Origin of the sequence: Pseudomonas syringae group sp. J254-4, assembly GCF_032586855.1 — a bacterium.
GTDB classification, from domain to species: domain Bacteria; phylum Pseudomonadota; class Gammaproteobacteria; order Pseudomonadales; family Pseudomonadaceae; genus Aquipseudomonas; species Aquipseudomonas amygdali.
Window position 1 is genome coordinate 1 of the sequence record NZ_JAWHOO010000010.1, and the last position, 22,873, is coordinate 22,873.

Below are 22,873 nucleotides of genomic sequence, written 5' to 3' on the forward strand. Positions count from 1 at the left end.
TGGCTGGCGTTGGCCCCGACTACTTCGTTAAGAATGGTGGTAGCGGCCGTGCCGCGCAGGTTGGAGTTGCCAACGATGATGCCGCCCAGTTGGGTGCTCTGGGTCTGGTTCGTGGAGTTGTTGAGGATGACGCCCTGACTGTCGACGTTGTACTGCTGGAACTGGTTGTGCGACAGGCCGCTGGCATTGGGCGTGGCAATGTTGACGATGGGCACGCCATTACCGGCTTGGCTCAGGCTGGTATTAGGCCCGCTGACCACGATGCCTTCGGCCTGAACCAGCAATGGCTGCCAGAACAGGGCATTGGCCAGAATCAGCGCGAGGCCGCGTTTGGGCATTCCCCAAAAGGACTGGCGCTCAATCAGCACAGCAGAAGGCTGACGAGCAAGCAGAGCCAGTTGGTGAACGTCCATGTAAATGACCTCGGAACAAGTAGGTTGAATACGGTGTGGTTAGAGGAAAAAGTCCATACGGAAATAGATCGGCGCTTCGCGCTCGATCACATCGGGACGTTCCAGGGAATGAGCGAACGTCACTGAGGCAGCAACGTGCTGACCTCGGGTAAACAGCTCGAACGAGTTGCTCGACAAGCGACCATGCTGGTCGCCGTTGTAACGGTCGTTGCGGATCACGCCCTGGTCGTAACCGGCAGCAGCGCCATATTCGGCGAACACCGGGCGCAGCCAGTCCAGCGTGACCGGGCGGGTCAGGCGTACTTCATTGCGCCAGTAGCCACCGCTGTCGCCAGACAGAAACTCATCCTTGTAACCGCGCACCGACGACGACCCGCCCAGGCTGGTACGTTGCGAGCTGAACAACACATCTTCGCTGCGCTGCCCGGTGGCCAGGCTGGTGAAGCTCAGGTTCTCGCCCCACAGCTGAAAAGGGTGCAGGTAGCTAAGGGTGCCGGTGTATTTGCGATAACGCGCATCGGCCTGGCCCGGGCCAGGATCATGGCTACCCTGCGCATCCAGCGCGCCGATGCCCTGCTGCATGCCCAGGTCGATGTTGATGAACGCCGAACCGACCCGTCGACCGTGGTTGATGCCGAACTGCGCCTCGGTGATGCGGTTGCTGCTGAGCGCCAGTTTGCTGTCTTCTACATAATTGTTGGTGCGCAGGTAGGACAAACCGGCATTGAGCGAGGTCTTGCTCAGCGCGTCGCGGTACACGACCCGCTCGGCCTTGAACTGGTGGTTCTGGCTGTCGCCGTCCTGCTTGAAGTTGATGTTCGAGGCCTGGGCCACCGAGCGGTATTCGCTGGTGTTGTACAGATAGCTGAATGTCCACCAGCCCAAGGGCAAACTGTAGGCAAGCGAGGCATTGCGCGAGGCTTTCTGCCGGTCGCTGATCGCGTCGTGGCCGCCGCGCAGGCTGAACTGATCGGCCAGCCCCAGCGGATTGTCCCATTCAAGCCCGGCGTTCCATTGTTGCTCACCGGTGCTGCGTTGCCCCTCGTTGGTACGCGACAGGTTGGCTCGCCACGGTTTTTGCGGAGTGTTCTTGACCACCACATCGCTGCCGCCGACGACCTGGCCGGGGGTCAGTTCCATCTGCGCCTGGTTGGACGGCAGACGGTTGAGCTGATCGACCATCTGCTCGATTTCGCGCAGGTTGACCATCTCGCCCTCCTTGCCGGGAAAGGTCATGGCCAGCTCACGCGCCGACAGACCGCTGGCAGCATCGCCACGCAGATGCTCCAGCTTGCCTTCAATGACCAGCACTTGCAGGTCGCCTGTAGACAGGTCCTGTTGCGGCAGATAGGCGCGAGTCGTCACCAGGCCTTTTTCAAGGTAATGATCGGTGATGACTTTCAGCAACTCGTTGAGCTGGGCGACGCCAAGGCAATTGCCTTGATACGGCGCGATCAGCTCATCACGCTCGGCGGGCGACAGTGAATCAGCGCCCTTGAGCTCTATACGCTGAATGGTGAAGCAGCGGGTGTCAGCAGGCGCGCCTGGTACCGCGGGTGCAGCTTGTTTGCCCGGCAGGTCCTTGAGGTCTTCAAGACGACGGCGTTGCTCTTCGAGCAAGCGGTCCTGACGATCACGAATGAGGTCTTGTTCGCCTGGCAAACTGGCGGGAGGGCTGGCTGCAAGCAAGGGGAACGGCGCAATGGCGAGCATGAGCAGCAGGGCCACTCTGGGAGCATGAGGGTACACGGTGCGTCCTTGCAGTAGCATATTGATATCAAAAGGTGGGCAATATTAGAACGCCATCATCATGACGTCAAATATTTGTATCGACCCTGTATCCGATTTGTTGAACTTTTTTTGAAATTGATTTTGACAGTACCGACCTCTAGCCCGCATCAAAGGATCGTGTGCTTAGTTTTGATAGGCGACAGCGTATCTTTTCGGCATAGCATTAAGGTCATAATTAAATATATGCAGAAATGCTAATCGGCTAGCACACGAAAACCGCCTCGCGCCAAGGCAGCGGACGCACTGATAAAATGGCCATGGTTTAAAGCAAATAGGTGAAAGCACGCTGATCCTCCAAGGCTCTGGAGCCGCAACGACGGTCTTTCTGTATCGCTAAGGTGTAAATAAAGAGGCTGCAGGTTATCGGTCAAACCCTGCAATGTGGCGCATGAGTAAACACGGGATGGGTCATAACAACTAGTTGTCGGCAAATACCCGACAATGAACCGCTATTCCAGCCGCCTCCCGTTGTATGCACTATCGGGGGCGCTGCAGTCTTGTATCTGTTTAAAAGCGCGTTATGGACTCTAAAGCCTCCCGTGCCTTGCGCTCCTCGTTATACACAATCTAACTGCTTATTGTTCCAATGCGGAGCGCGAGGAACGAGAAGCGTGCGGAAAACACTTCTCATTACCCTGCGCGAGAGGCTTTTCGAGTCACTGTTGCCCGGACAACTTCATGATCATCCGCGACAGCAGGTAGATCCGTGGCGCCACACTGCCCACCTCGGCGTACTCTTCAGGCGTATGGATGTTGCCACCGACGATGCCAAAACCATCCAGTGTTGGCGTTCCTACGCTGGCAGACAAACTTGAATCAGCCGCCCCGCCGCTGCTCTCGATGGTCAGGGTGCGCCCCAGCTCACCGTAGATGCCCTGTGCCATCGCGACCAAAGCATCGGACTGCGGCGTCTGCGGCATTGGCGGCAAGCCACGGACCAGACTGGTCTTGACCTCGGTGTCAGGCACCAGTTTGTTGGCCGACACCCTGGCCAGGTCCTGCTCGACGCGGTCGAACTCTTCCGGCACGGCGGCACGCACATCGGCCTTGGCGCTGGCCTGATCAGGAATCACGTTGGTGCGGTCACCCGCCTTGAGCACGGTAAAGTTGACGGTGGTCTTCTTCTCCTCATCGCCCAGTTTGCCGAGTTGCAGGATCTGATGCGCAACCTCGGTGGCAGCGTTACGCCCCAGTTCCGGCGCAACGCCCGCGTGCGAGGCTTTGCCCTTGACTTCGACCAGTGCCGTCGCAGACCCCTTGCGCCACACCACCAGACCATCGGCAGGACGACCCGGCTCCAGGTTGAGCGTCACGTCATGCTCCTTCGCGGTTTTCTTGATCAGCTCGGTAGCGACACCTGAACCGGTTTCTTCGCTGGCGTCGAGCAACACCGTGATCTGCGCGTAGTCAGTGAATTTCAGGTTGTGCAGAACCTTCAATGCGTAGATGGCCGCCACAATGCCGCCCTTGTCATCCATCACACCAGGGCCATAGGCACGACCATCCTTGATATGAAACGGACGCTCGGCCGCAGAGCCTTCCTTGAACACGGTGTCCATGTGTGCCATCAGCAGAATCTTCGCCTTGCCGGTGCCTTTCAGGGTAGCGACTACATGATTGCTGGCCTCGGGCGTATTCGGAACGAGCTCGATAGTGGCACCGAGCTTTTTCAGTTCCTCAATCGCGATATCACTGACTTTGGTCAGGCCCGGTACATACCCGGAGCCTGAATCGATGTTCACCAGACGCTCCAGCAGCTGCAAGGCTTCGTCCTTGTATTGCTCGGCATCGGCCTGAATCGCCTTGTGCGGTTCGGCCATGGCCGCTGGTGCCAGAGCTGTCAACGCAAGTGCCAGGGCGAGATGAGCGGCCAGTGGCGAGCGGGAGAATGAGCGCATGTTGTTCCGTCCTTGTGTTCATTTCGTCGAGGTTTTCAGGACCATACCTTACACAAGCACCGGCCGTCATGAGTCAACTCGCGGTACGCCAGCGTTCGAACGTGTCAAACAGCAGCCCATACAGAATCGGGATCAAGCCCAGCGTCACCAGTGTGCCCAACGCCAGCCCGCCCATGATAGTGATTGCCATACCCTCCCAGAGCGGGCCGGCAAAAAGCATCAGTGGGACCAAGCCGATGATGCAGGTCAGTTTGGTCATCACGATCGGCCGCAAACGCTTGATCGCTGCGTTGACCACCGCCTCACGAACAGACAGCCCGTGCCCGCGCTCAACCTCGATGCGTTCGAGCAATAGCACCGCGTTGTTGACAATAATCCCGGCCAGCGACAGCAGCCCGAACGTCGCCATGAAGCCGAACGGGTATCCGGTGAGCACCAGCGCCAACGACACGCCGATGAGCACAAAGGGCACACTGGAGATGACGATCAGCAGCTTGCGAAACGAATTGAACTGCCACACGAACAACAACAGCATCGCCACCAGCGCGTGCGGCATGTACTGCAGAAGCGCCTGGTTGGCTTCGGCCGAATCCTCTATTTCGCCACCCAGTTCGATGCGATACCCCGCTGGCATGTTTAGCGTCGCAATCTGTGGCGCCAGATGCTCAATGATCGAGGTGGCGGTCAACGACGGGTTGTGTCCGACCACAGTGATCGCACGCTCCAGATTGCGGCGCTGAATGGTCGATGCCTCGGCCTGGGGCTCGACCGTCGCGATGGCGGACAACATCAGCGGTGCCGCCCCGGAAGCCGGGTAAATCAACGTACTGTCCAGATCATTGGCAGGCGTAATCGGTGTGCCCTGCTCACGAGCCACAATCGCCACAGCCGTTTCACCATCCTGCAGCGATGACACAGACAGCCCGGTGTTCCTCAGTTGCAGGGCCTGAGCGATGTCCTGAGTGGAAACACCGGCATGCAGCGCCTTGTACTGATCGACGACTACGTCATAACGCAGCAGCCGGGTACGCCAGTCATCATGTACGTCCAGGGTTCCGGGCAACGCCGACAAGGCTTGCTCGATTTTGCGGGCAATATTTCGCAGCACTTTTTCGTCAGGGCCAATGACCCGGTAGACCGCAATCCCGGCTTCGGTGGTGCCCATGGAAAACCGCTTGGGCTGCGCTTCAACTTCAGGGTGCTGGGTCAGGATGAAGTGCCGGGTTCGCTCAATGACTGCATCGAGGTTGGCACCGTCGCGCACGCTGACCGTGAAGTAGGCAATATTCGGTGCGGGCAAAGGCGGATTGAGCCCCAGAACAATTCTCGGCCCGCCATTGGCGACATAGCCGATGCTGTGTTTGACGTCCTGATCGCTGCTCAGCCACTGACTGATATCGCGCACGGCCTGAGACGTGGCACGCGAGCTGCTGCCGGGCTCCAGCACCAGCGGAATCTGGAACTGCATGCGGTCGGACTTGGGCAGAAAGTCGTAGGGCACCTGGGTCAGCACAACGACCGCAACCGTCAGCAATCCCAGCATGCTGGTGATGAAGATCAAGGAGTGATTCAGCAGACTCTCGATGACTTTTCGATAGCCTCGATAGAACACCGATGCATACTCATCGGCGTTGTCAGTCGCACCTGAGACTGCCGGTGCCTTGGCGAAGTAAAAGCATAACAGGGGCGTCACGGTGATGCTGAGCAGCCACGAGCTGATCAGCGTGGTGGCGAGCACAATCGCCAGCGAACGCAGGTATTCGTTAGTGCTGGTCTGCCCCAGAAAGAACGGCGAAAACGCCAGCACAATGACCAGTGACGAAGTCAGCAAGGGGATCATCAACGTACGCCCGGCTTCCTCACAGGCCCGCCGTCGGTCCTCCCCGGCGTGCAGACGCCGCTCGATGTCCTCGGCGATGACAATGCCATTGTCCACCAGCAGCCCGAGGGCCAGGATGATCGCGGCAATCGACACCGTCTGCAGTTCTATCCCCAGCGAGCGCATGACCAGCAATGTACTCAGGATGGTCAGGGGCACAATCACCCCGACCACCAGGCCGGTACGCCAGCCCAGAAACAGCATGACCACACACATCACGATAACGACCGTTTCGGCCATGACGTGATACATCTTGTTCATTTCGTGCTGAACCACGCTGGACTGAAACGTCACGATGTGCAGGGTAAAACCCGCTGGAAGTTGTTGTTCCAGCTCACCGAGCTTTTTGCGCAGAGCGGCACCGAACGTCTGGACATTGAGCCCGGGCTGCATCGAAACGGCCAGCACCACAGCATCCTGCCCTTGATAGATCGCTTCGGTTTCCGGCGGGTCGACAGGGCTCACCGATATTCGGGTCAGGTCATGCAACGCTACCATCTGCCCGCCGGGCAACTGCACGGGAAACTGACGAAGCTGATCCAGCGACAGCACCTCGCCGCTGACCGAGAGCGTGGTGCTCTGTTGCCCGATGACCGGGTTGCCTCCCGGCGCGATCAGGTTGCGGTTTTGCAATTGCTGGAGCAACTGCTGCGGCGAAAGCCCGGCTGCCGCCAGTGTCTGGTGATCGAAGTCGAGGTAGATTCGCTCGTCCTGCAGGCCACACAGCTCGACCTGATCGACACCCTTGAGCTCATAAAGCTGATTGCGCAGGCGTTTTATCGGCGCACGCATCTCGCTCATGGTAAAACCCGGCGCCGTCAACGCAACGGAAGCCACTGCCACGCGACCGAAATCATCGTCCACAAAGGGCCCTTGGGTGCCGGCCGGGAAAACACCGTTCGTTTCGCTGACCTTCGCCCGGAGTCGTTGCCACAGCAGCCCCAGGTCCTTGATGGAGTCATACGCCGTGACTTGCACAATCACCCGGCCTGGCTGGACCGTGGTGACAATGTTCTTGATCTCGGCCAGTTCACGGATCCGCTCTTCGAGTGGCCTGGCAAGCAGCTCTTCCGTCCGCTCGGTGGAGAGTCCTGGCAGGGATACGCTGACCAGTGCGTCGCGAACCGTCACCGAAGGTTCTTCCTGCGACGGAAACCCCAAAAAGGTCGCGACACCGGCGAGCAAAATCAGGAAGGCCGCAAACAGGGTCAGGCGGCTCGCGCTCATTGCGCGGTAGGTAAGACTCATTGCGTGCCCCCGGTCAAACGTGTTCCAGGCTGAAACAGAGTGACGGTCTCGCCGTCCTGCAGGAAAGCAGCGCCGGCAGTGACCACTCGCTCCCCGACAGCCAGGCCGCTGGCGATCAACGCCCGGCCATCTTTAACCGTACCCAGCGAAACCGAGCGGATGGCGACTGTTCCGCCTGGCTGGTAAACAAAGACCTCGGCGGCGTTGCTGCCGGTGCCCATCCACAACGCCTGGACCGGGACCGACAAAGGCTGTGTGCCGGTATCGGGATGCATCTGCACCAGCAGCGTGACGCCGCTGGGCAATCTACTGGCAGGTCGCAGCACACGAAACACAGCCGTTCTGACCAGCCCGTCATCGGCACGGGGTGAGATGCCTTCAAGTGCCAGATCAAACCCTGAAGTGCCGTCTGCCGTGCTTGAGGCTCTGGCCAGGTCACCAGGTTTGAGCGTTTCGGCAAGCGCCAGCGGAACAGCAGCCACCACCTCCTGCCCGGCAGCGGATTCGATGTCCAGCACCACTTGCCCGACGGGCAACACGATGCGCGGCTGTGCATGCCGTGCGACTACTCGCCCGGCAAAGGGTGCGATCAAACGGGTGCGGTCCAGCTCGCGATGGGCCAGAGCCTGTTCGGCCTGGGCCCGGACCTGCTCGGCCTTGGCCTGTTCACTGGATGCCAGGGCTGACTCAACCACACTCTGGGCGACACTGCCTGCCGCGAGCAGACGCTTCTGACGCTGATAATTAAGCTCACGTTCAACCGCCTGCGCTCTGGCCAGGCGCAAGCTGGCCTGCGCCTCTTGCAGACGCAACTGCGCAGGCTGTCGGTCAATGCTGGCGAGCACCTGATCCTTTTCAACGGCATCGCCAATGTCGACCCGCAGTTCTGTCAGGGTGCCTGCCGATTCAAACGCCAGACTGGCGCGCTCCTGCTGCCGAACGGTGCCGATAAAGCGCACCGTGGTTCCCTCTCCTGCCCGTGCAGCTTCAACCTTGACGGCACGGATGGCCGAGACGCCGGCCGTATGCTTATCGCTGCACCCACTGACCATCAGGGCGATCATTACGATACTGCAAGCGTGTAAAACACATCGCTGTAGATCAGGAAACCCATCGGGATGTAATCGCATGGCAGGCTTCACCCCTTTAGAAGGCGTAGTTCAAGGCAATCAAACCGCTGCCTTCGGCATCGGTCTCGACCAGCGGGCTGCCGCGGGTCTGATCGGTGTAGTGAGTCACCCCGACGCTTGCAACGGTTGACCAGTGGGCATCAAAGGTGTGCTGCCAGGCGAGCGCAGCCGAGTACGCGTAAATCCCGCTGTCTGCCGTGAATCTGGAAAAGCCGGTGCGCTGGCTCTGGATCGGGCTTACACCGAAGTAGGTCTGGTTGTAACGGCCGTCACCGGCATGCGCATCGATATCCAGCGTCACCGTATCGGTCTGGCTGTGGTAGGCGATGCCCTCAAAACCCAAGCGGTAACGATTGCCACGCTTTTCACCGGCCACACGCAGTTCGGCCTCGGCACTGGCCGACAACCACGGTGTGAGCTGTTGAGAGATCATGAAGTCGCCAACCGTTGCACCCTTGACGGTGCCCATCCCTATGAGCTCATTGGAACCAGGGCGGTTTGTACTGTTTTTCTCGGTACGGCCGAAATCGTAGTTGAGCGCTGCGCTGGCCCCGAACCCGGAATCCGACTGCCATTGCAGCCCCACTCCCCGCGCGGTATCCGCAAAAAAGATGCCGCGCTGGACGGTGAGCATCGGCAACACCTGACTGCGGTATTCATCGGCCCCCATGTAGCGCGGCAGCACGGCCATACCGAGGCCGAAATTGACGTTGAACCTGTCGCCGAGAATGGACTGGCTTTGCGTGGACGCGCTGTCCTGAGCAAAGGCCTGACCGACCAGTGTCATGGCCACTGAGGCGATCAACACGCCTAGCGCAGGCTTGAGCAGTGCAGGACGAACATGAGGACGAACGATTTCAGGACTCATGGTAATACTCCGGTTTCATTCAGGATTGAGGTGGGGTTGTCGGTTCTGCGCCGCGAAGCACTCGAAACAGGTCGATTCGGTTTTGCTGCAGCTCATCGAGTGACTTGCGACCGGCTGCATCGGCTTCGGCGATACGGATGGTGGAGCCCAGCAATGCCGTGCGTTCGGCAGCACCGGCATTGAGCTCGAAAGACAGGCGGCGCACTTTTTCCTGCACCAGCGCGACGCGCTCGATCTCGTTGCGAACATGGCCCAGGGCCTGCTGACGACGGGTCAGCACACCGGCCATTTCACGGAAGGCGTTCTGAACGGCTTTTTCATACTCGGCGACCGCGATCTGCTGGCGCACATGCGCCAGATCCAGGTTGGCCTGATTACGCCCGCCGTCGAACAACGGCAGGTTCAGTTGCGGTGAGAACAGCCAGGTACCGCTGCCATTGCTGAACAGCGTGCGCAGACTGTCGCTTTGCAGGCCTACGCTGGTACTGAGTTTTATGGACGGAAAGAATGCAGCACGGGCGGCTCCGATATTGGCGTTGCTGGCCTTGAGTGCTTCTTCGCGCTGACGAATATCAAAACGCTCAAGCAGACGCTGAGACGGCAGATTCGACAGCCAGGCCGGTGTCTCGACCAGCGCGGCGGTCAGCGCTGGCGTTTCCGGCGTGGTGGCTGGCAATACTGCCGAGTAGCCGGTGAGCAGCAGCAAAGCCTGGGAAGCGTTCGCGTGATCGCTTAGCGCATCCTGTACCTGCTGCTGTGCAGTCAAGGTTTCAAGGCGCTGCGCCATCAGATCGTCGAGTGAAATGGCACCCTGGCGCTGCTGCTCTTCGGCCGCCTTTACCAGCATCAGCCGGGCGTCATGAACGGTCTGCGCATCCTGCTGCACGGCGGCGGCAAGACGCTCGGCCAGCCAGGCGCGAGCCACTTCGGCAACCAGCGCACTGCGCGCCGCCTGCTGGCCATACGTGCTGGCCAGATAATCATGCCGCGCGGCCTCGGACAGGCTGCGCACGCGCCCAAAAAAATCCAGCTCAAAGTCCGAGACGCCCACCGATGCTATGGAAATGTCCTGACCATAACGCTCATCGGCAGCCGCATTATCGAAGTGCTGGCGGTTACGCTGGACACCTGCGGCAATCGTCGGGAAACGATCGGCACGGGTTATGCCGCGCATCGCCCTGGCTTCATCCACTCTCAGCACCGCCACGCGGAAATCGCGGTTGAACGTCAGGGCTGATTGCAGCAGAACCCGCAGTTCACCCTTTGGCGACAGCTCGGCAGCCAGCGCCTCTTCGTCAGCGGTCAGCGCGATGGCAATGGACGCATCACCGGCCGGGACGACAGCAGACAACTGGTCTGCAGGAACCGGCAAGGCCGGGCGCTGATACTCGGGAATCAACGAGCAACCCGAAAAAATCAGGCTCAGCAGCATAGCCAGGCAACAGCATCCGAGGTTGCGGATACGCTTGGACAGCGGTGTACTCATCAGCATAGGATCTGTCCGCGACAGTGGGCTCTGGACGCAATCCTGAACGTCGACTTTCAATAAACCGTTCGTGAATTATCAAGATTTGATCAAGAGGCATTCTTGTGTCAGGAAAACGCATTCTGATCGTCGAAGACGATGCCGACAGCGCCAGCATTCTCGAGGCTTATCTACGTCGTGACGGGTTCAGCGTAGGGCTGGCCGAAAACGGGCAGCGCGGTATCGATATGCATCGCCAGTGGAAACCCGACCTGATTCTGCTGGACGTCATGCTGCCGCTGGTCAGTGGTACGGACGTGCTGTCGGCGGTACGCCGTTGCAGCGACACACCGGTAATCATGGTCACGGCCATGGGCGACGAACCGGAAAAGCTCGGCGCATTGCGCTACGGGGCTGACGATTACGTGGTCAAGCCCTACAACCCCAAGGAAGTGGTGGCCCGTGTGCACGCGGTGCTGCGCCGCTCCCAGCAGAACGCCAGTAATGACCGCCATTTGCGTTACCAGAACCTGCTGGTGGACCTGAATGCAGTCACCGCCATCATTGAAGGACACGACGGCACAGACACACTGCTCGACCTGACACCCACCGAGTTCAAGATCCTTTCGACCTTGCTGAAAACACCCTCCAAAGCCTTCACCCGCGAAGAATTGCTGGAAATCTGCCTGCCCGACAGCGAGGCGCTGGCCAGGGTTGTCGATGCGCACGTGCACAATCTGCGTCGCAAACTCGAAATTCACGGCGTGGATAATGTGCTGGTGACAGTCCGCTCTGTCGGCTATCGATTCAGGTGAGCCTCATGCGACGTTTTTTCAGACACCGGCAGAAACCTTTATGGCACTGGGTCGGCATGCGCATGAGCATGCTGGCAGTCGGTGCGGTCATCGTGATCGCGTTCTGCATGTGGCTGCACGTCACGGTGTCTGACTGGCTCACATTGCAGGCAATGCCAGCCGATGTGCGCACGGAGTTCGTGAGGTTGCAGGCCGAACCTGCCATGGGCATGGTCAAGCTTCGCGAGTTGTTCTTCGAGTATTACCCGATTGAAAACCTGCTGCCGGGCATCGCCAACAAGGAGTGGTGGGTATTGGCAGCGCTGGTGATGATGGCCATCCCGATCATCATCTTTTTCGGCTTTCTGTTCTCCCGCCCGCTTTCCAGCCAGTTCTCTTCGATTGCCAAGGGCGCGCGTCAGGTCGCCCAGGGTGACTTCAAGACGCGCCTGCCCATGAGCGACAAAGACCCGGACGAGCTACAGGCGCTGGTCAGCGACTTCAACACCATGACCACCCAGCTAGGCCGTTACGAACTGGAGGTCAGCGAGTCCAGCGCGATGATCGCCCATGAACTGCGCACGCCACTGAACGCGGCCATGGGGCGCATTCAGGGCATGATCGATGAAGTGTTCCCGCGCGATCTGGCACAACTGGAAATGGTCCACCGCCAGCTCAACCAGTTGAACAAACTGGTGAGCGATCTGCACCTTCTCTCACTGGCCAGCGCTGGCCAGCTGACCCTGGACAAGACGGTATTTTCCCTTGAGAAACTGGTGGCCGAACGCCTGAGCTGGTTTGCCGCACAGCTCGATGAAGCGGGCGTTGTCGTGACCATCGACATCCCCCAACGACTGACCGTCACCGCCGACCGTGACCGGATCGGCCAGGTGGTCAATATTCTCGTCGATAATGCGCTGCGCTATTCGGCGATGGGCGGAGAACTGCTGATTGTCGGCAGGGCCCGCGCACGGAGCATGGAACTGACCGTCTCCGACCGCGGGCCCGGCTTCGGCTCGGAAAACCTCGAGCAGGTGTTCGACCGTTTCTGGCGCGCCGAACGTTCGCGGGCACGCTATTCGGGAGGCAGCGGCCTTGGCCTGTCCATCGCCCGGGCTATTTGCCTCGAGCATGACGGCACTATCGGGGTGCGCAACAGGCCTGGCGGCGGGTCGGTGATCCGCCTGGAAATCCCGGCCTGACCCTGCTGACCCGAACCTGCGGATCAATGCCCCATCAACGAATCGATAGCGTCCGGTTTGTCGTGCACGCCAAAGCGGTCCACCAGCGTGGCCGTCGCCCGGTTCATACCGATAACGTCGACGCTGATGCCCGCCTTTCTCAGTTTCAAAACCACCTTGTCCAATGCGGCCACAGCGGTGATGTCCCAAAAATGCGCCTCGCGCAGATCGATGACCAGTGTCTCGAGGCTTTCGCGCAGGTCGAATGAGGCCATGAAACGGTCAGCGGAGGCGAAGAATACCTGGCCGGTCACGTAGTAGGTGCGATGGCTGTGGAAGGGATCACGATGCGACGTGACATCGAGGAAGTGAGCGATCTTGCTGGCAAAGAACATCGAGGCAAGCAGAGAACCGACCAGCACACCATAGGCAAGGTTATGGGTCGCCACGACCACCACCACGGTGACCACCATCACGATGTTGGTCGAGAGCGGGTATTCCTTGAGGTTGCGGATCGATCCCCAACTGAAGGTACTGATCGATACCATGATCATCACCGCCACCAGCGCCACCATCGGAATACGCGCCAGCCATTCGCCCAGAAACAGCATCATGATCAACAGCAGTAAACCTGCGCTGAGGGTTGAAAGACGTGTTCTGCCGCCAGACTTCACGTTGATCATCGACTGGCCGATCATGGCGCAGCCAGCCATGCCGCCGATCAGACCCGTGGCGATATTGGCAATGCCCTGCCCTTTGCACTCACGGTTTCGGTCACTGGTGGTATCAGTCAGGTCATCGACGATGGTCGCGGTCATCATCGACTCCAGCAGGCCCACCACGGCCAGCGCGGCGGAATACGGCAGAATGATCAGCAGTGTGTCGAGATTGAGCGCGACGTCCGGCCACATGAAGGTCGGCAGACTGTCGGGCATTGCGCCCATGTCACCCACGGTTCGTACATCAAGCCCCATGTAAATGGAAATTGCGGTGAGCACCAGAATGCACACCAGCGGCGAAGGCAGCAGCTTTCCCAGCAACGGCACGCGCGGGAACAGATAGATAATTGCCAGGCCCGCCGCCGTCATGGCATAGACCGGCCAGGTCGCATGGGTCAGTTCTGGCAGTTGGGCCATGAAAATCAGAATCGCCAGCGCGTTCACAAAGCCGGTCACCACCGATCGTGAAACAAAGCGCATCAGCTCTCCGAGGCGCAAGTACCCGGCGATAATCTGCAACACGCCGCACAACAAAGTGGCCGCCAGCAAATACTGAAGACCGTGCTCTTTCACCAGGTTCACCATCAGCAGTGCCATCGCACCTGTGGCGGCGGAAATCATCGCCGGGCGGCCGCCCACGAAAGCAATGACCACACAGATACAGAACGAGGCGTAAAGCCCGACTTTCGGGTCTACCCCCGTGATGATGGAGAACGCAATGGCCTCTGGAATCAGGGCCAGTGCGACGACAAGCCCGGCCAGAACATCGGCCCGGACGCTGGAAAACCACGTAGCTTTTATTTTTTCGAGCATGGAAATACCTGTGTCGAACACAGCGGGACGCGCGGCAGCGAATGCCGGACGTACGTGTGCATCGGTTTTCGAATGAGTAGTGATGGAGGTGGCGGCGACCGTCAAACGGACACAGCAACGGGTGACCGCAGTCAGTGGCAGTCAGGGTGTGGCGAGGGGGCGAAGCGCTAAGGCGGCGTAGGCAGCCAGCTGGAACGGGACAAGAGTGATTCCTTCGATGGATCGCAGGACGCAATTATCATAGCCCCATCCGTTTAAGGGTTTCAAGACGCAGAGGCTAGCCCGACAGCGACACCGCGCAGCTGATATGCTTTTTCCAGGATAACTTGCTCCTGTTTGCAAGGGCAGTTTTCACTCATGATGCAGGCATTATTTGCCCCGATGCCTTCTATGAAACGCTACGAAAAATTCGCCGCCGACATTTCGGAAATGATTCGCAGCGGCGTGTTGCCCGCCGGTGAGAAAGTGCCCTCCGTCAGGGTTGCCAGTCGCACCTATTCGGTGAGCCCCGCCACCGTCTTCAAAGCGTATTACCTGCTGGAAGACAAAGGCCTGATTCAGGCTCGCGCACGCTCCGGGTATTACGTGCGCGAGCATGCTGCCAATGCGCTGACCGAGCCTGAACTGGTCAGGCACACCAGCGAAGGCACCGAACTGGGCGTCAGCGACCTGATTTTTTCCGTGCTTGGCTCGCTCAAGAACCCGGACACCGTCCCTTTCGGCTCGGCATTTCCCAGCCCGCACCTTTACCCATTGCCGCGCCTGGCCAAGTCGATGTCTTCAGCGGTGCGGGCGATGACGCCAGCGGGCATTGTCAGCGACATGACCACCGGGAACTCCGAACTGCGCCGACAGATTGCTCTGCGCTACATGATCAGCGGCGTGCGCCTGCCCGCCGACGAACTGGTGATCACCAACGGCGCGATGGAAGCCCTGAATCTGTGCCTGCAGTGCGTCACCGAGCCCGGCGACCTGGTCGCCATCGAAGCTCCGGCGTTCTATGCCTGCCTTCAAGTGCTGGAGCGTCTGAAGCTGAAAGCCGTCGAAATCCCCGTGCATCCGCGTGACGGGGTGGACCTCGATTCGCTGCAGGAAAGCCTGACACGCCTGTCGATCAAGGCTTGCTGGTTCATGAGCAGCTTTCAGAACCCATTGGGCGCGAGCATGACTCAGGAAAACAGGATCAGGCTCTACGACCTGTTGGAACAGCATCAAATCCCGTTGATCGAGGACGATGTGTACGCCGAACTGTATTACGGCGCCAAGGCGCCTCACCCGGTCAAAAGCCTGGATCGCAGCGGACTGGTGATGCACTGCAGCTCGTTTTCCAAGACCCTCGCGCCTGGCTACCGTGTCGGCTGGGTGGCAGGCGGGCGTTATACCGAACAGATCAATCGGCTGAAACTGATGACCACCATTTCACCCTCTGTCCCCGCCCAGGCAGCGATTGCCGACTACCTCAAACATGGCGGCTACGACCGCCACCTGCGCAAATTGCGCGACACCCTCGAACTGCAACAAGGCGCGATGCTGGCCGCTGCCGCTCGTTATTTCCCGGCAGCGACACGCGTCACCCGCCCCGCTGGCGGGTACTTTCTGTGGTTCGAATTCCCCGAGCAAGTGGACTCGCTGCAGGTGTTCCAGATGGCCCTGGCCCAAGGCATCAGCCTGGCACCCGGCCCGATCTTCTCGGCCTCGCAGCGCTTCAAGAACTGCGCACGCCTGAACTACGGCACGCCCTGGGATGAACGTAGCGAGCAGGCCATGGCGATGCTTGGACGAATCATCGCGTCGTTCTGAAGTGTTTACGTTCGGCCCACGCACAACTGATCCGTATTTTTAAGCTGTTTCTGAATCTGTACCAGAATCTGCCTGCGCAGGATAATGGCCACGCATTAAAACGCGCAGGAAACCGTCAGAAGCCGGAACCTGCAACTCGTTACAGACAGATCGATCAGCAGGAGACGCTCATGGGCAAGCTCGGACTTTCATTGATAGGTTTTTTGTTGCTGGCGATAGCGGTGGGTTTGCTGGGGACTATTTCGCCGTATTGAGCATTGATTATCGCCGTGATACTCATCGCTCACGGTTATACACACGTCCTGTTGACTATCGCGCCCATGCTGCGCATTGGCGCGAAAATCTGCTCGAAACTCGTTCAGCAGCCGATTAATTAGTCTTCCTCATATACCCTTGCCGATTTACCCGTCTAGTACCTCAGCCTTCCCTCGCATAACTTCCTCTCGACCGATGTTGCTGCAGTGCAATCGTCACTGAGAACAGCCCATTCATGTTTTTTCGCCCGCGAGCTGTGCTGGTTCGCTCCACGGGAGGCACACGACGCAAAAACGCAATTTAGGCAACAGTTCTCTTCAGGTATCGGCGCTGGGCCTTGGCTGCATGAGCATGACCTCGGCCTACGGCCCGGCCGCCGACCGGCAGGCCATGATCAGCCTGATCCGCAGCGCGCACGAGCGTGGGGTCAACTTCTTCGATACCGCGGAAGCCTACGGCCCGTTCAGCAACGAAGAGCTACTGGGCGAAGCCTTGCAGCCGATTCGTGATCACGTGGTCGTCGCCACCAAATTCGGCTTCGACATCGACCTGATCAGCGGTGCCAGAGGCGCGGGCACGAACAGTCGCCCGGAGCATATTCGCGCCGTTGCCGAAGCGACGTTGAAGCGCCTGCGCACTGACCGCATTGATCTTTTCTACCAGCACCGCGTCGACCCCGCCGTCCCCATCGAAGATGTCGCAGGCACCGTCAAAGACCTGATTGCCGAGGGCAAGGTCAAGCACTTTGGCCTGTCCGAGGCGAGTATCGATACCGTTCGCCGCGCCCATGCGGTGCAGCCGGTGACAGCCGTGCAGAGCGAATACTCGCTGTTCTGGCGTGGTCCCGAGCAGGACCTTCTGCCTGGGCTTGAAGCACTCGGGATCGGCTTCGTGCCGTTCAGCCCACTGGGTGCGGGGTTCCTGACCGGAAAGATCGACGAGCACACGCAGTTCGATGCCTCGGACTTTCGCAGCGTCGTACCGCGCTTTTCCCAGGACGCACGCAAGGCCAACATGGCGCTGGTCGACGTCGTCAAGGCGGTTGCCCAGCGCAAGAACGCTACGCCTGCGCAAGTGGCGCTGGCCTGGCTGCTGGCCCAAAAGCCCTGGATCGTACCGATACCCGGCACCACGAAACAACACCGTCTTGATGAAAACCTCGGGGCCGTCGAGCTGGAACTGACTGCGGAGGACCTGCACATGATTCACGAGCAGACAGACCGCATCGCTCTGCTCGGTGATCGCCTGCCCGAAGCGGCGCTGAAGATGACCGGTCTGTGACCGCACATTGATCAAGGCTGCTGCCGATGCGCAGCAGCGTCCCTTCCCTGTCAGGAATTATTCCGATGAAAACCCTGATTGCTCTGCCTGTCGTCTTCTCGTTGGTCACTGGAGTGGCGCATGCCGAGCAGTCCGCGGACATCCGCATTACCCGTGCAGGCACGCAGCCTTCCATTCAAGGCAGCGCCGAAAACTTTACCGGCGCAGTGCGTGTTGACAGCCTGTTCAAGGCAGACAGTCCAGCCCGCATTGGCGGTGGCACCGTGACCTTCGAACTTGGCGCACACACTGCCTGGCACACCCATCCGCTCGGGCAAACGCTCATCGTGGTTGCCGGTGTCGGCTATGTGCAAAAAGAAAGTGGGCCTCGTCAGGAAATACGTCCCGGGGACATCGTCTGGATCCCACCGTCGGTACGCCACTGGCACGGAGCGACGGCCACCAACGGGATGACGCATATCGCGCTGGCAGAAGCTTTGGAAGGTAAAGCTGTTACATGGGCCGAAAAGGTCTCCGACGCAGAATACGAGGGCATGCGCCAATGACACCGTCGCTTTTCGGCTCAGTAGTTCATCGCAGATCCCGGCCTCTGGCTGCCTTGCTGGCAGCGTGCCTCGGGTTGGGCAATGTAACGGCCGCCGTCGCTCAGGAGCATGCGCCAGCGCCTGCCATGACAAACACGACGCCACCGGCTGGCACGCTGTCTGGCAAGCAGCAAGCCATTCCATTGATCGCCGCGTTCATGGCTACCAACGATATGCCAAAGCTTGACTCGGCGCTGAATCAGGGGCTCGACGCGGGCCTATCCATCAGTGAGGCCAAGGAGATTCTGGTTCAGCTCTACGCCTATGCCGGGTTTCCACGCAGCCTCAATGCGCTGGGCGAACTGATGCAAACGGTCGAGGCGCGCAAACAGCGCGGTATTCAGGACGCACCCGGAAACGAACCCGGCCGGGCGATCCCCACAGGCGAGGCGTTGCGTGAGGCAGGAGTAGCCAATCAGACATGCATTTCCGGCGGCACCGTCAAAGGGCCTTTATTCGACTTCGCCCCTGTCATCAATCAGTTCCTGCAAACCCATCTGTTCGGCGACATCTTCGAGCGCGACAACCTCGACTGGCAAAGCCGCGAGCTGACCACGGTCGGCGCCCTGGCAGCAACGCCGGGTGCCGAGCCGCAGTTGCGTTCCCATATGCTGGCGAGCATGAGGGTGGGTTTAAGCGCTGCACAGTTGCGCGAAGTGACCAACATACTTGCCGAACAGGCAGATGAAACCATTGCCAGACGCGCACGCGAGGCGCTGACACAAGCACTCGAAACGTCAAAGGAATGATCATGAACATGGCAAGAAACCTTCTGGCGCTTGCTATGGCGGGCATGCTGGCAGCCTGCGCGGTGAGTTCCAGCGAACCGGGCAACAACAGCGCGCCACTGGCGATCCAGAAACAAGGCAGCTTTACCGCCGGTGGCGAGATGATCACTGCACCGGGCACGTTCAACCCGCGCAAACCCATGCAGCCCGATGGCCAGACTTACCACGGGGATCATGCCTATGTGTTTTATCAAGTGCCGGTCAACGCACGAAAACTGCCAATCGTCATGTGGCACGGCGCAGGTCAGTTCTCCAGGACCTGGGAAACTACCGCTGATGGCCGTGAGGGTTTTCAGAATATATTTCTGCGGCGCCGGTTCGGCGTCTACCTGATCGATCAGCCGCGCCGCGGCGACGCCGGTCGCAGCATGGTCGAAGCGACACTAAAACCCACACCGGACGAGCAACTCTGGTTCAACCAGTTCCGCATCGGCCTGTGGCCCGAGTACTTCAATGGCGTGCAGGTTGCTCGTGATCCCGGCACACGCGAGCAGTTTTTCAGGGCCATGACGCCAAACACCGGGCCATTCGATATGAACGTCATCTCTGACGGGGTATCGGCAATATTCGACAAGATCGGCCCCGGCATTCTGTTCACTCACTCCCAGGCGGGCGGCCCGGGCTGGCTGACGGTCATCAAGAACGAAAAACCCGCCATAAAGGCGGGTTTTTTCTTGTTCAATGGCATTGCCTGGCAGCGTTGAAATACTGTCTGGCTCCACGAGCTGGACTTGAATAGAAGTATAGGCACCCAAAAATCACAAACGCTTATGCGAAAAACAACGCGCTAAACACGGTCTATGTACTTGGCTCCGCTGGCCCAATGGGCTGCGAAATCGGCAGAGCGCACTGCAGGATTACAACTCAGGATATCGAAAGTCGCCAACCGGTGAACATCGAACGGATCTTCGGCGACCATTCGTTGAATGTCCGCGATGTGTTCACCGTGCGCAAGGATGAAGCCCCCGTTCCCATCGGCGAGAGGGCCGGCAAACAGTACAGTTCCGGACTGTATATAGTTGACCAGCCACGCTTTGTGGGCGTCCAGATGAGCGTTGACTTCCTCAGCAGGACGAAGGTAAGTAAGTTTGATAGCAAATAGCATAAAATCAAGCCTCCAGACTGGGTGAGTTATTGAGCAGGGACTGACAACCCTGCAATGACAGCGGACATTGCAGCGGTTGCTTTTTCAACGCCCTGATCTCGTACTGGTTGGCCTCTGGAAACGCCCTCAGCGCGGATGAAGTGGACATCGCTAATTCCCAGAAAACCAAAAAATGCCCTGAGATAGCTTTCCTGGAAGTCCATTTTTTGCAGTGGTCCGTCCGCGTAGAATCCCCCACGAGCCGAGACCACGATGACGCGTTTGCCGCCGGACAAACCTACAGGGCCATGTTCTGTGTATTTAAAAGTTCGTCCGACCTGAGCGATCCTGTCCAGCCAGGCCTTTAGCTGGCTCGATACGCTGAAATTGTACATAGGAGCACCGATAACCAGCACATCGCTCGCCAGGAACTCCATAACCAGGATTTCTGACAGTTGATGCTCCTGCAGAATGGCCTCCGGAAAATCATTGATCCCGGTTTGCCGGAACCCTGCTGCAATAGGACCCGTGAGATGCTTCAACTCATCATCGACCAGGTCTCGGTACTTCACATGAGCCTCGCGGTGGCTGCCTTGAATGTGTGCAACAAGGGTCGAGGAAAGTGCACGGGTTATGGAGTTGCTGCCCATTATGCTTGAGTCAATATGCAGTATTTTCATGCTTGAGGCCCTTGAGATAAGTAATGGTTGTTGTCAAAAAAGCCGTGAACACTTTTCATCGTCCGGCTTCTCTGGCGGCGTGATCAATGAACTTGGCTACCGTATCGGGATGAGAAACTAGTGACAGATGGCTGGATCGAATTGATAAGGTCTGCGCTCCAATCTGTTTCGCGATAGCCCGCTGTACCGACGGTAAAAGCGCCTTGTCATCCGTTGTTTGCAAGTACCAGCTTGGCTTGTCGTGCCACGCCGCGTGCTGGATCTTCTCCGCGAAACAGGCTGCTGCGATAGGCTGTTGGACTGATGCAAGCAACTGCGCTTTTTTCATCGGCAAGTCCGCCGCCATGACGAGATGAAACTGCGCGGGATCGTCCAGCCAAAGCCAACCCTCCTCATCGGGTGTCAGGCCAGTCATAGGTGCATTCAGTCGCTGCAGGAGGCCCGCTGCTGATTCACCGCTGTCGGGCACCAGAGCGGAGAGATAGACCAGGCCCTTCACATTGGAGGCGTTACCGGCCTGTGTTATCACGGTGCCAGCCCATGAGTGCCCTACCAGGAGCACGTCGCCTTTTTGTCGGCGAAGCACGCGCTGCGTTGCCAAAACGTCATCTTGCAATGAGGTCATCGGGTTCTGCACTGCGGTGACGTAATAGCCCATGGCGGTCAGTTGCTTAATCACCGACGACCAGTTCGAGCCATCGGCAAATGCGCCATGTACCAGCACGATGTTGCGCACAGTGCCGTTAGGCAACGCAGCCATGGCCGGGCCACTGGAGAACAACAGCGATAAACCCAAGGCCAGGCCAAGCCGGCTCAGCCAGCTCAGCCAGCTCAGTTGACTGGGACGTTTCTCTTCTTGACGCATGGAGTTCGTGTGGAGCGGCAGTTTCATGTCGGAGCGCCGTTGCAAATGACTGTGCACAGCTTAAGCAGGCCCAACTGGAACTGTTAGATAACAAATAGGCCACACTTCATGCAAAACTCGCCAACTTGATTGCCAAAGCAGGATTTGCCATGCGCATTGCGATTGTTGCTGTGGAAGGTAGCTTGATGTCCGCCATCACTGGGCTGGCTGATTTGTTCTGGATGACCAATCAGGCGCTGAAATCACCACCGCCCGGGTTGGCTTCGGAAATGAGGGCCAAGATCGATGTTGAATTTGAGACGATCATCGTCAGTTCGGATGGCAAGGCGCTGCGCGATCCTCAGGGCAGACTGATTCCCGTTGATGCAGACTTTTACACCGCGGGGTCTTTTGATGCAGTCCTCGTTACCGGCATGGCCTTGGGCCCGGATAAATTGCCGCCCACGTCCGACTCCCTCAAACGCGCGGCGGATTGGCTCAAAGTGAACCACCAACAAGGCGTACTGGTCTGTGGGGCGTGCGCGGGTACGTTTGTTCTGGGAGAGGCTGGGCTGCTCGACAACAGACGTTGCACCACTACCTGGTGGCTGCATCACGCTTTCAAAAAACGATTTCCAAAGGCTCAGCCCGTGTGGGGCGCTGCGGTGGAGCAGCAAGACGGCATCATTACCACTGGAGGGCCGTTGTCCTGGATTGATCTAGCCCTCTACGTGATCAGGTGCCTGGCCGGTGCCGATGTCGCCAGGTTGACCGCAGATATTTCTGTGACCGACAGCTTGCCACTGCCTCAACTGGTTTATGCACCCCGCGGTTTTATAAATAGTGCTGATCCGCTGCTTCTGGAAACCGAGCAAATCATTCGCCATGCCAGACCCGGGCTGACGGCTGAAGAGCTCGCCAAAATGTTGAATCTGAGCGAGCGGACAATGCATCGACGATTCAAGAAACTAACCAATGAGTCGCCTAAAGAGCTCATTACCCGAGTGAGGATAGAAACGGCTTGCGTCCTCCTCCAGACACCGGGAGCCAGCATTAAACAAGTGGCACTCAAGTGCGGCTACAACGAGGATACCTCGTTCCGACGGGCTTTCATTCAACTTACCGGGATGACGCCTGCGGATTACAAGCGCAGGTCTAAAGCGCAGTCCTCCGATGCGAGCGGATCAACGACGCGTTCGGTGCAGACGTAAGATTCATTTCTGGTACTGGAGGCGATTTAAAAACTACTCAAGGTGTTTTCTCAGCCAAGTCCATGAATTGTCGCGTTGCCAGCGCTCGGCGCCAAAACGAAAAAACCCGCCAGAAGGCGGGTTTTCGGTGTTTCAAAGATTTTTAAA

The 22,873-nt window shown here is 58.8% G+C and carries 18 protein-coding genes and 2 pseudogenes; 9 read left to right on the forward strand and 11 right to left on the reverse strand.

The features are described from left to right. From RYB09_RS13745 to RYB09_RS13775, 7 genes and pseudogenes are all read right to left on the reverse strand, one after another. Positions 1–413, reverse strand: a pseudogene (locus RYB09_RS13745) (filamentous hemagglutinin); the annotation flags it as partial. A 39-nt stretch (positions 414–452) separates the two neighbouring features. Continuing rightward, positions 453–2,162, reverse strand: coding sequence for a ShlB/FhaC/HecB family hemolysin secretion/activation protein (locus RYB09_RS13750; RefSeq protein ID WP_316888932.1), 1,710 nt, complete (start codon positions 2,160–2,162; stop codon positions 453–455). 698 nt (positions 2,163–2,860) lie between these two features. Beyond that, complete coding sequence (locus RYB09_RS13755) at positions 2,861–4,102, reverse strand: M20/M25/M40 family metallo-hydrolase (protein WP_058401868.1); 1,242 nt, start codon at positions 4,100–4,102, stop codon at positions 2,861–2,863. Between the two features lie 73 nt (positions 4,103–4,175). Further along, positions 4,176–7,229: an efflux RND transporter permease subunit gene (locus RYB09_RS13760; RefSeq protein WP_316888935.1), complete on the reverse strand. Its 3,054-nt coding sequence runs from the start codon at positions 7,227–7,229 to the stop codon at positions 4,176–4,178. Beyond that, positions 7,226–8,293 carry an efflux RND transporter periplasmic adaptor subunit gene (locus tag RYB09_RS13765; RefSeq protein WP_316888937.1) on the reverse strand — a complete coding sequence of 356 codons (1,068 nt, stop codon included), beginning with the start codon at positions 8,291–8,293 and terminating at the stop codon, positions 7,226–7,228. The genes RYB09_RS13760 and RYB09_RS13765 overlap by 4 nt, the downstream gene beginning before the upstream one ends. An 82-nt stretch (positions 8,294–8,375) precedes the next feature. After that, on the reverse strand, positions 8,376–9,227 hold the full coding sequence (locus RYB09_RS13770) for a MipA/OmpV family protein (protein WP_054098728.1): 852 nt from the start codon (positions 9,225–9,227) through the stop codon (positions 8,376–8,378). 19 nt (positions 9,228–9,246) lie between these two features. Next, on the reverse strand, positions 9,247–10,719 hold the full coding sequence (locus tag RYB09_RS13775) for an efflux transporter outer membrane subunit (RefSeq protein ID WP_316888940.1): 1,473 nt from the start codon (positions 10,717–10,719) through the stop codon (positions 9,247–9,249). A gap of 98 nt (positions 10,720–10,817) precedes the next feature. On the opposite strand from RYB09_RS13775, the gene RYB09_RS13780 reads away from it, so the two are divergent. Together RYB09_RS13780 and RYB09_RS13785 are read left to right on the forward strand one after the other, a co-directional pair. Then, positions 10,818–11,507, forward strand: coding sequence for a response regulator (locus tag RYB09_RS13780; protein ID WP_004665612.1), 690 nt, complete (start codon positions 10,818–10,820; stop codon positions 11,505–11,507). A gap of 5 nt (positions 11,508–11,512) precedes the next feature. Then, entirely contained in the window at positions 11,513–12,688 is a 1,176-nt protein-coding gene (locus tag RYB09_RS13785) for a sensor histidine kinase (RefSeq protein ID WP_316888942.1), read from the forward strand. Between the two features lie 23 nt (positions 12,689–12,711). On the opposite strand, the gene RYB09_RS13790 is transcribed toward RYB09_RS13785, so the two are convergent. After that, complete coding sequence (locus RYB09_RS13790; RefSeq protein WP_316888944.1) at positions 12,712–14,199, reverse strand: SulP family inorganic anion transporter; 1,488 nt, start codon at positions 14,197–14,199, stop codon at positions 12,712–12,714. A 390-nt stretch (positions 14,200–14,589) separates the two neighbouring features. Here RYB09_RS13790 and mapR point away from each other — a divergent pair, with 390 nt between their 5' ends. From mapR to RYB09_RS13815, 6 genes and pseudogenes are all read left to right on the forward strand, one after another. Then, positions 14,590–15,999, forward strand: coding sequence for a GntR family transcriptional regulator MpaR (gene mapR / locus RYB09_RS13795; protein WP_316888946.1), 1,410 nt, complete (start codon positions 14,590–14,592; stop codon positions 15,997–15,999). 68 nt (positions 16,000–16,067) lie between these two features. Beyond that, complete coding sequence (locus tag RYB09_RS27220; protein ID WP_371217819.1) at positions 16,068–16,253, forward strand: hypothetical protein; 186 nt, start codon at positions 16,068–16,070, stop codon at positions 16,251–16,253. Positions 16,254–16,599: 346 nt separating this feature from the next. Beyond that, the gene (locus RYB09_RS13800; RefSeq protein ID WP_058401861.1) at positions 16,600–17,535 is read left to right on the forward strand and encodes an aldo/keto reductase; all 936 of its coding nucleotides are present in this window, start codon (positions 16,600–16,602) and stop codon (positions 17,533–17,535) included. A gap of 65 nt (positions 17,536–17,600) precedes the next feature. Further along, positions 17,601–18,080, forward strand: a complete 480-nt coding sequence (locus RYB09_RS13805) for a cupin domain-containing protein (RefSeq protein WP_058401860.1) — start codon at positions 17,601–17,603, stop codon at positions 18,078–18,080. Positions 18,081–18,205: 125 nt separating this feature from the next. Further along, entirely contained in the window at positions 18,206–18,868 is a 663-nt protein-coding gene (locus RYB09_RS13810; protein WP_122258102.1) for a carboxymuconolactone decarboxylase family protein, read from the forward strand. Positions 18,869–18,870: 2 nt separating this feature from the next. Continuing rightward, positions 18,871–19,557 (forward strand): annotated as a pseudogene (locus RYB09_RS13815) (alpha/beta hydrolase); the annotation flags it as partial. Between the two features lie 137 nt (positions 19,558–19,694). Here the strand turns inward: RYB09_RS13815 and RYB09_RS13820 are convergent. Genes RYB09_RS13820 through RYB09_RS13830 form a run of 3 tightly spaced genes read right to left on the reverse strand, consistent with a single transcriptional unit; the run spans position 19,695 to position 21,563 of the window. Further along, a complete protein-coding gene (locus RYB09_RS13820) occupies positions 19,695–20,012 on the reverse strand; it encodes a YciI family protein (RefSeq protein WP_003435885.1) in 318 nt (105 codons plus the stop codon). A gap of 26 nt (positions 20,013–20,038) precedes the next feature. Next, positions 20,039–20,671, reverse strand: a complete 633-nt coding sequence (locus tag RYB09_RS13825; RefSeq protein ID WP_003371994.1) for an FMN-dependent NADH-azoreductase — start codon at positions 20,669–20,671, stop codon at positions 20,039–20,041. Between the two features lie 55 nt (positions 20,672–20,726). Further along, positions 20,727–21,563: an alpha/beta hydrolase gene (locus RYB09_RS13830; RefSeq protein WP_219169329.1), complete on the reverse strand. Its 837-nt coding sequence runs from the start codon at positions 21,561–21,563 to the stop codon at positions 20,727–20,729. A 122-nt stretch (positions 21,564–21,685) separates the two neighbouring features. On the opposite strand from RYB09_RS13830, the gene RYB09_RS13835 reads away from it, so the two are divergent. Further along, positions 21,686–22,726, forward strand: coding sequence for a GlxA family transcriptional regulator (locus tag RYB09_RS13835; RefSeq protein ID WP_003435886.1), 1,041 nt, complete (start codon positions 21,686–21,688; stop codon positions 22,724–22,726). The last annotated feature ends 147 nt before the right edge of the window (positions 22,727–22,873 follow it).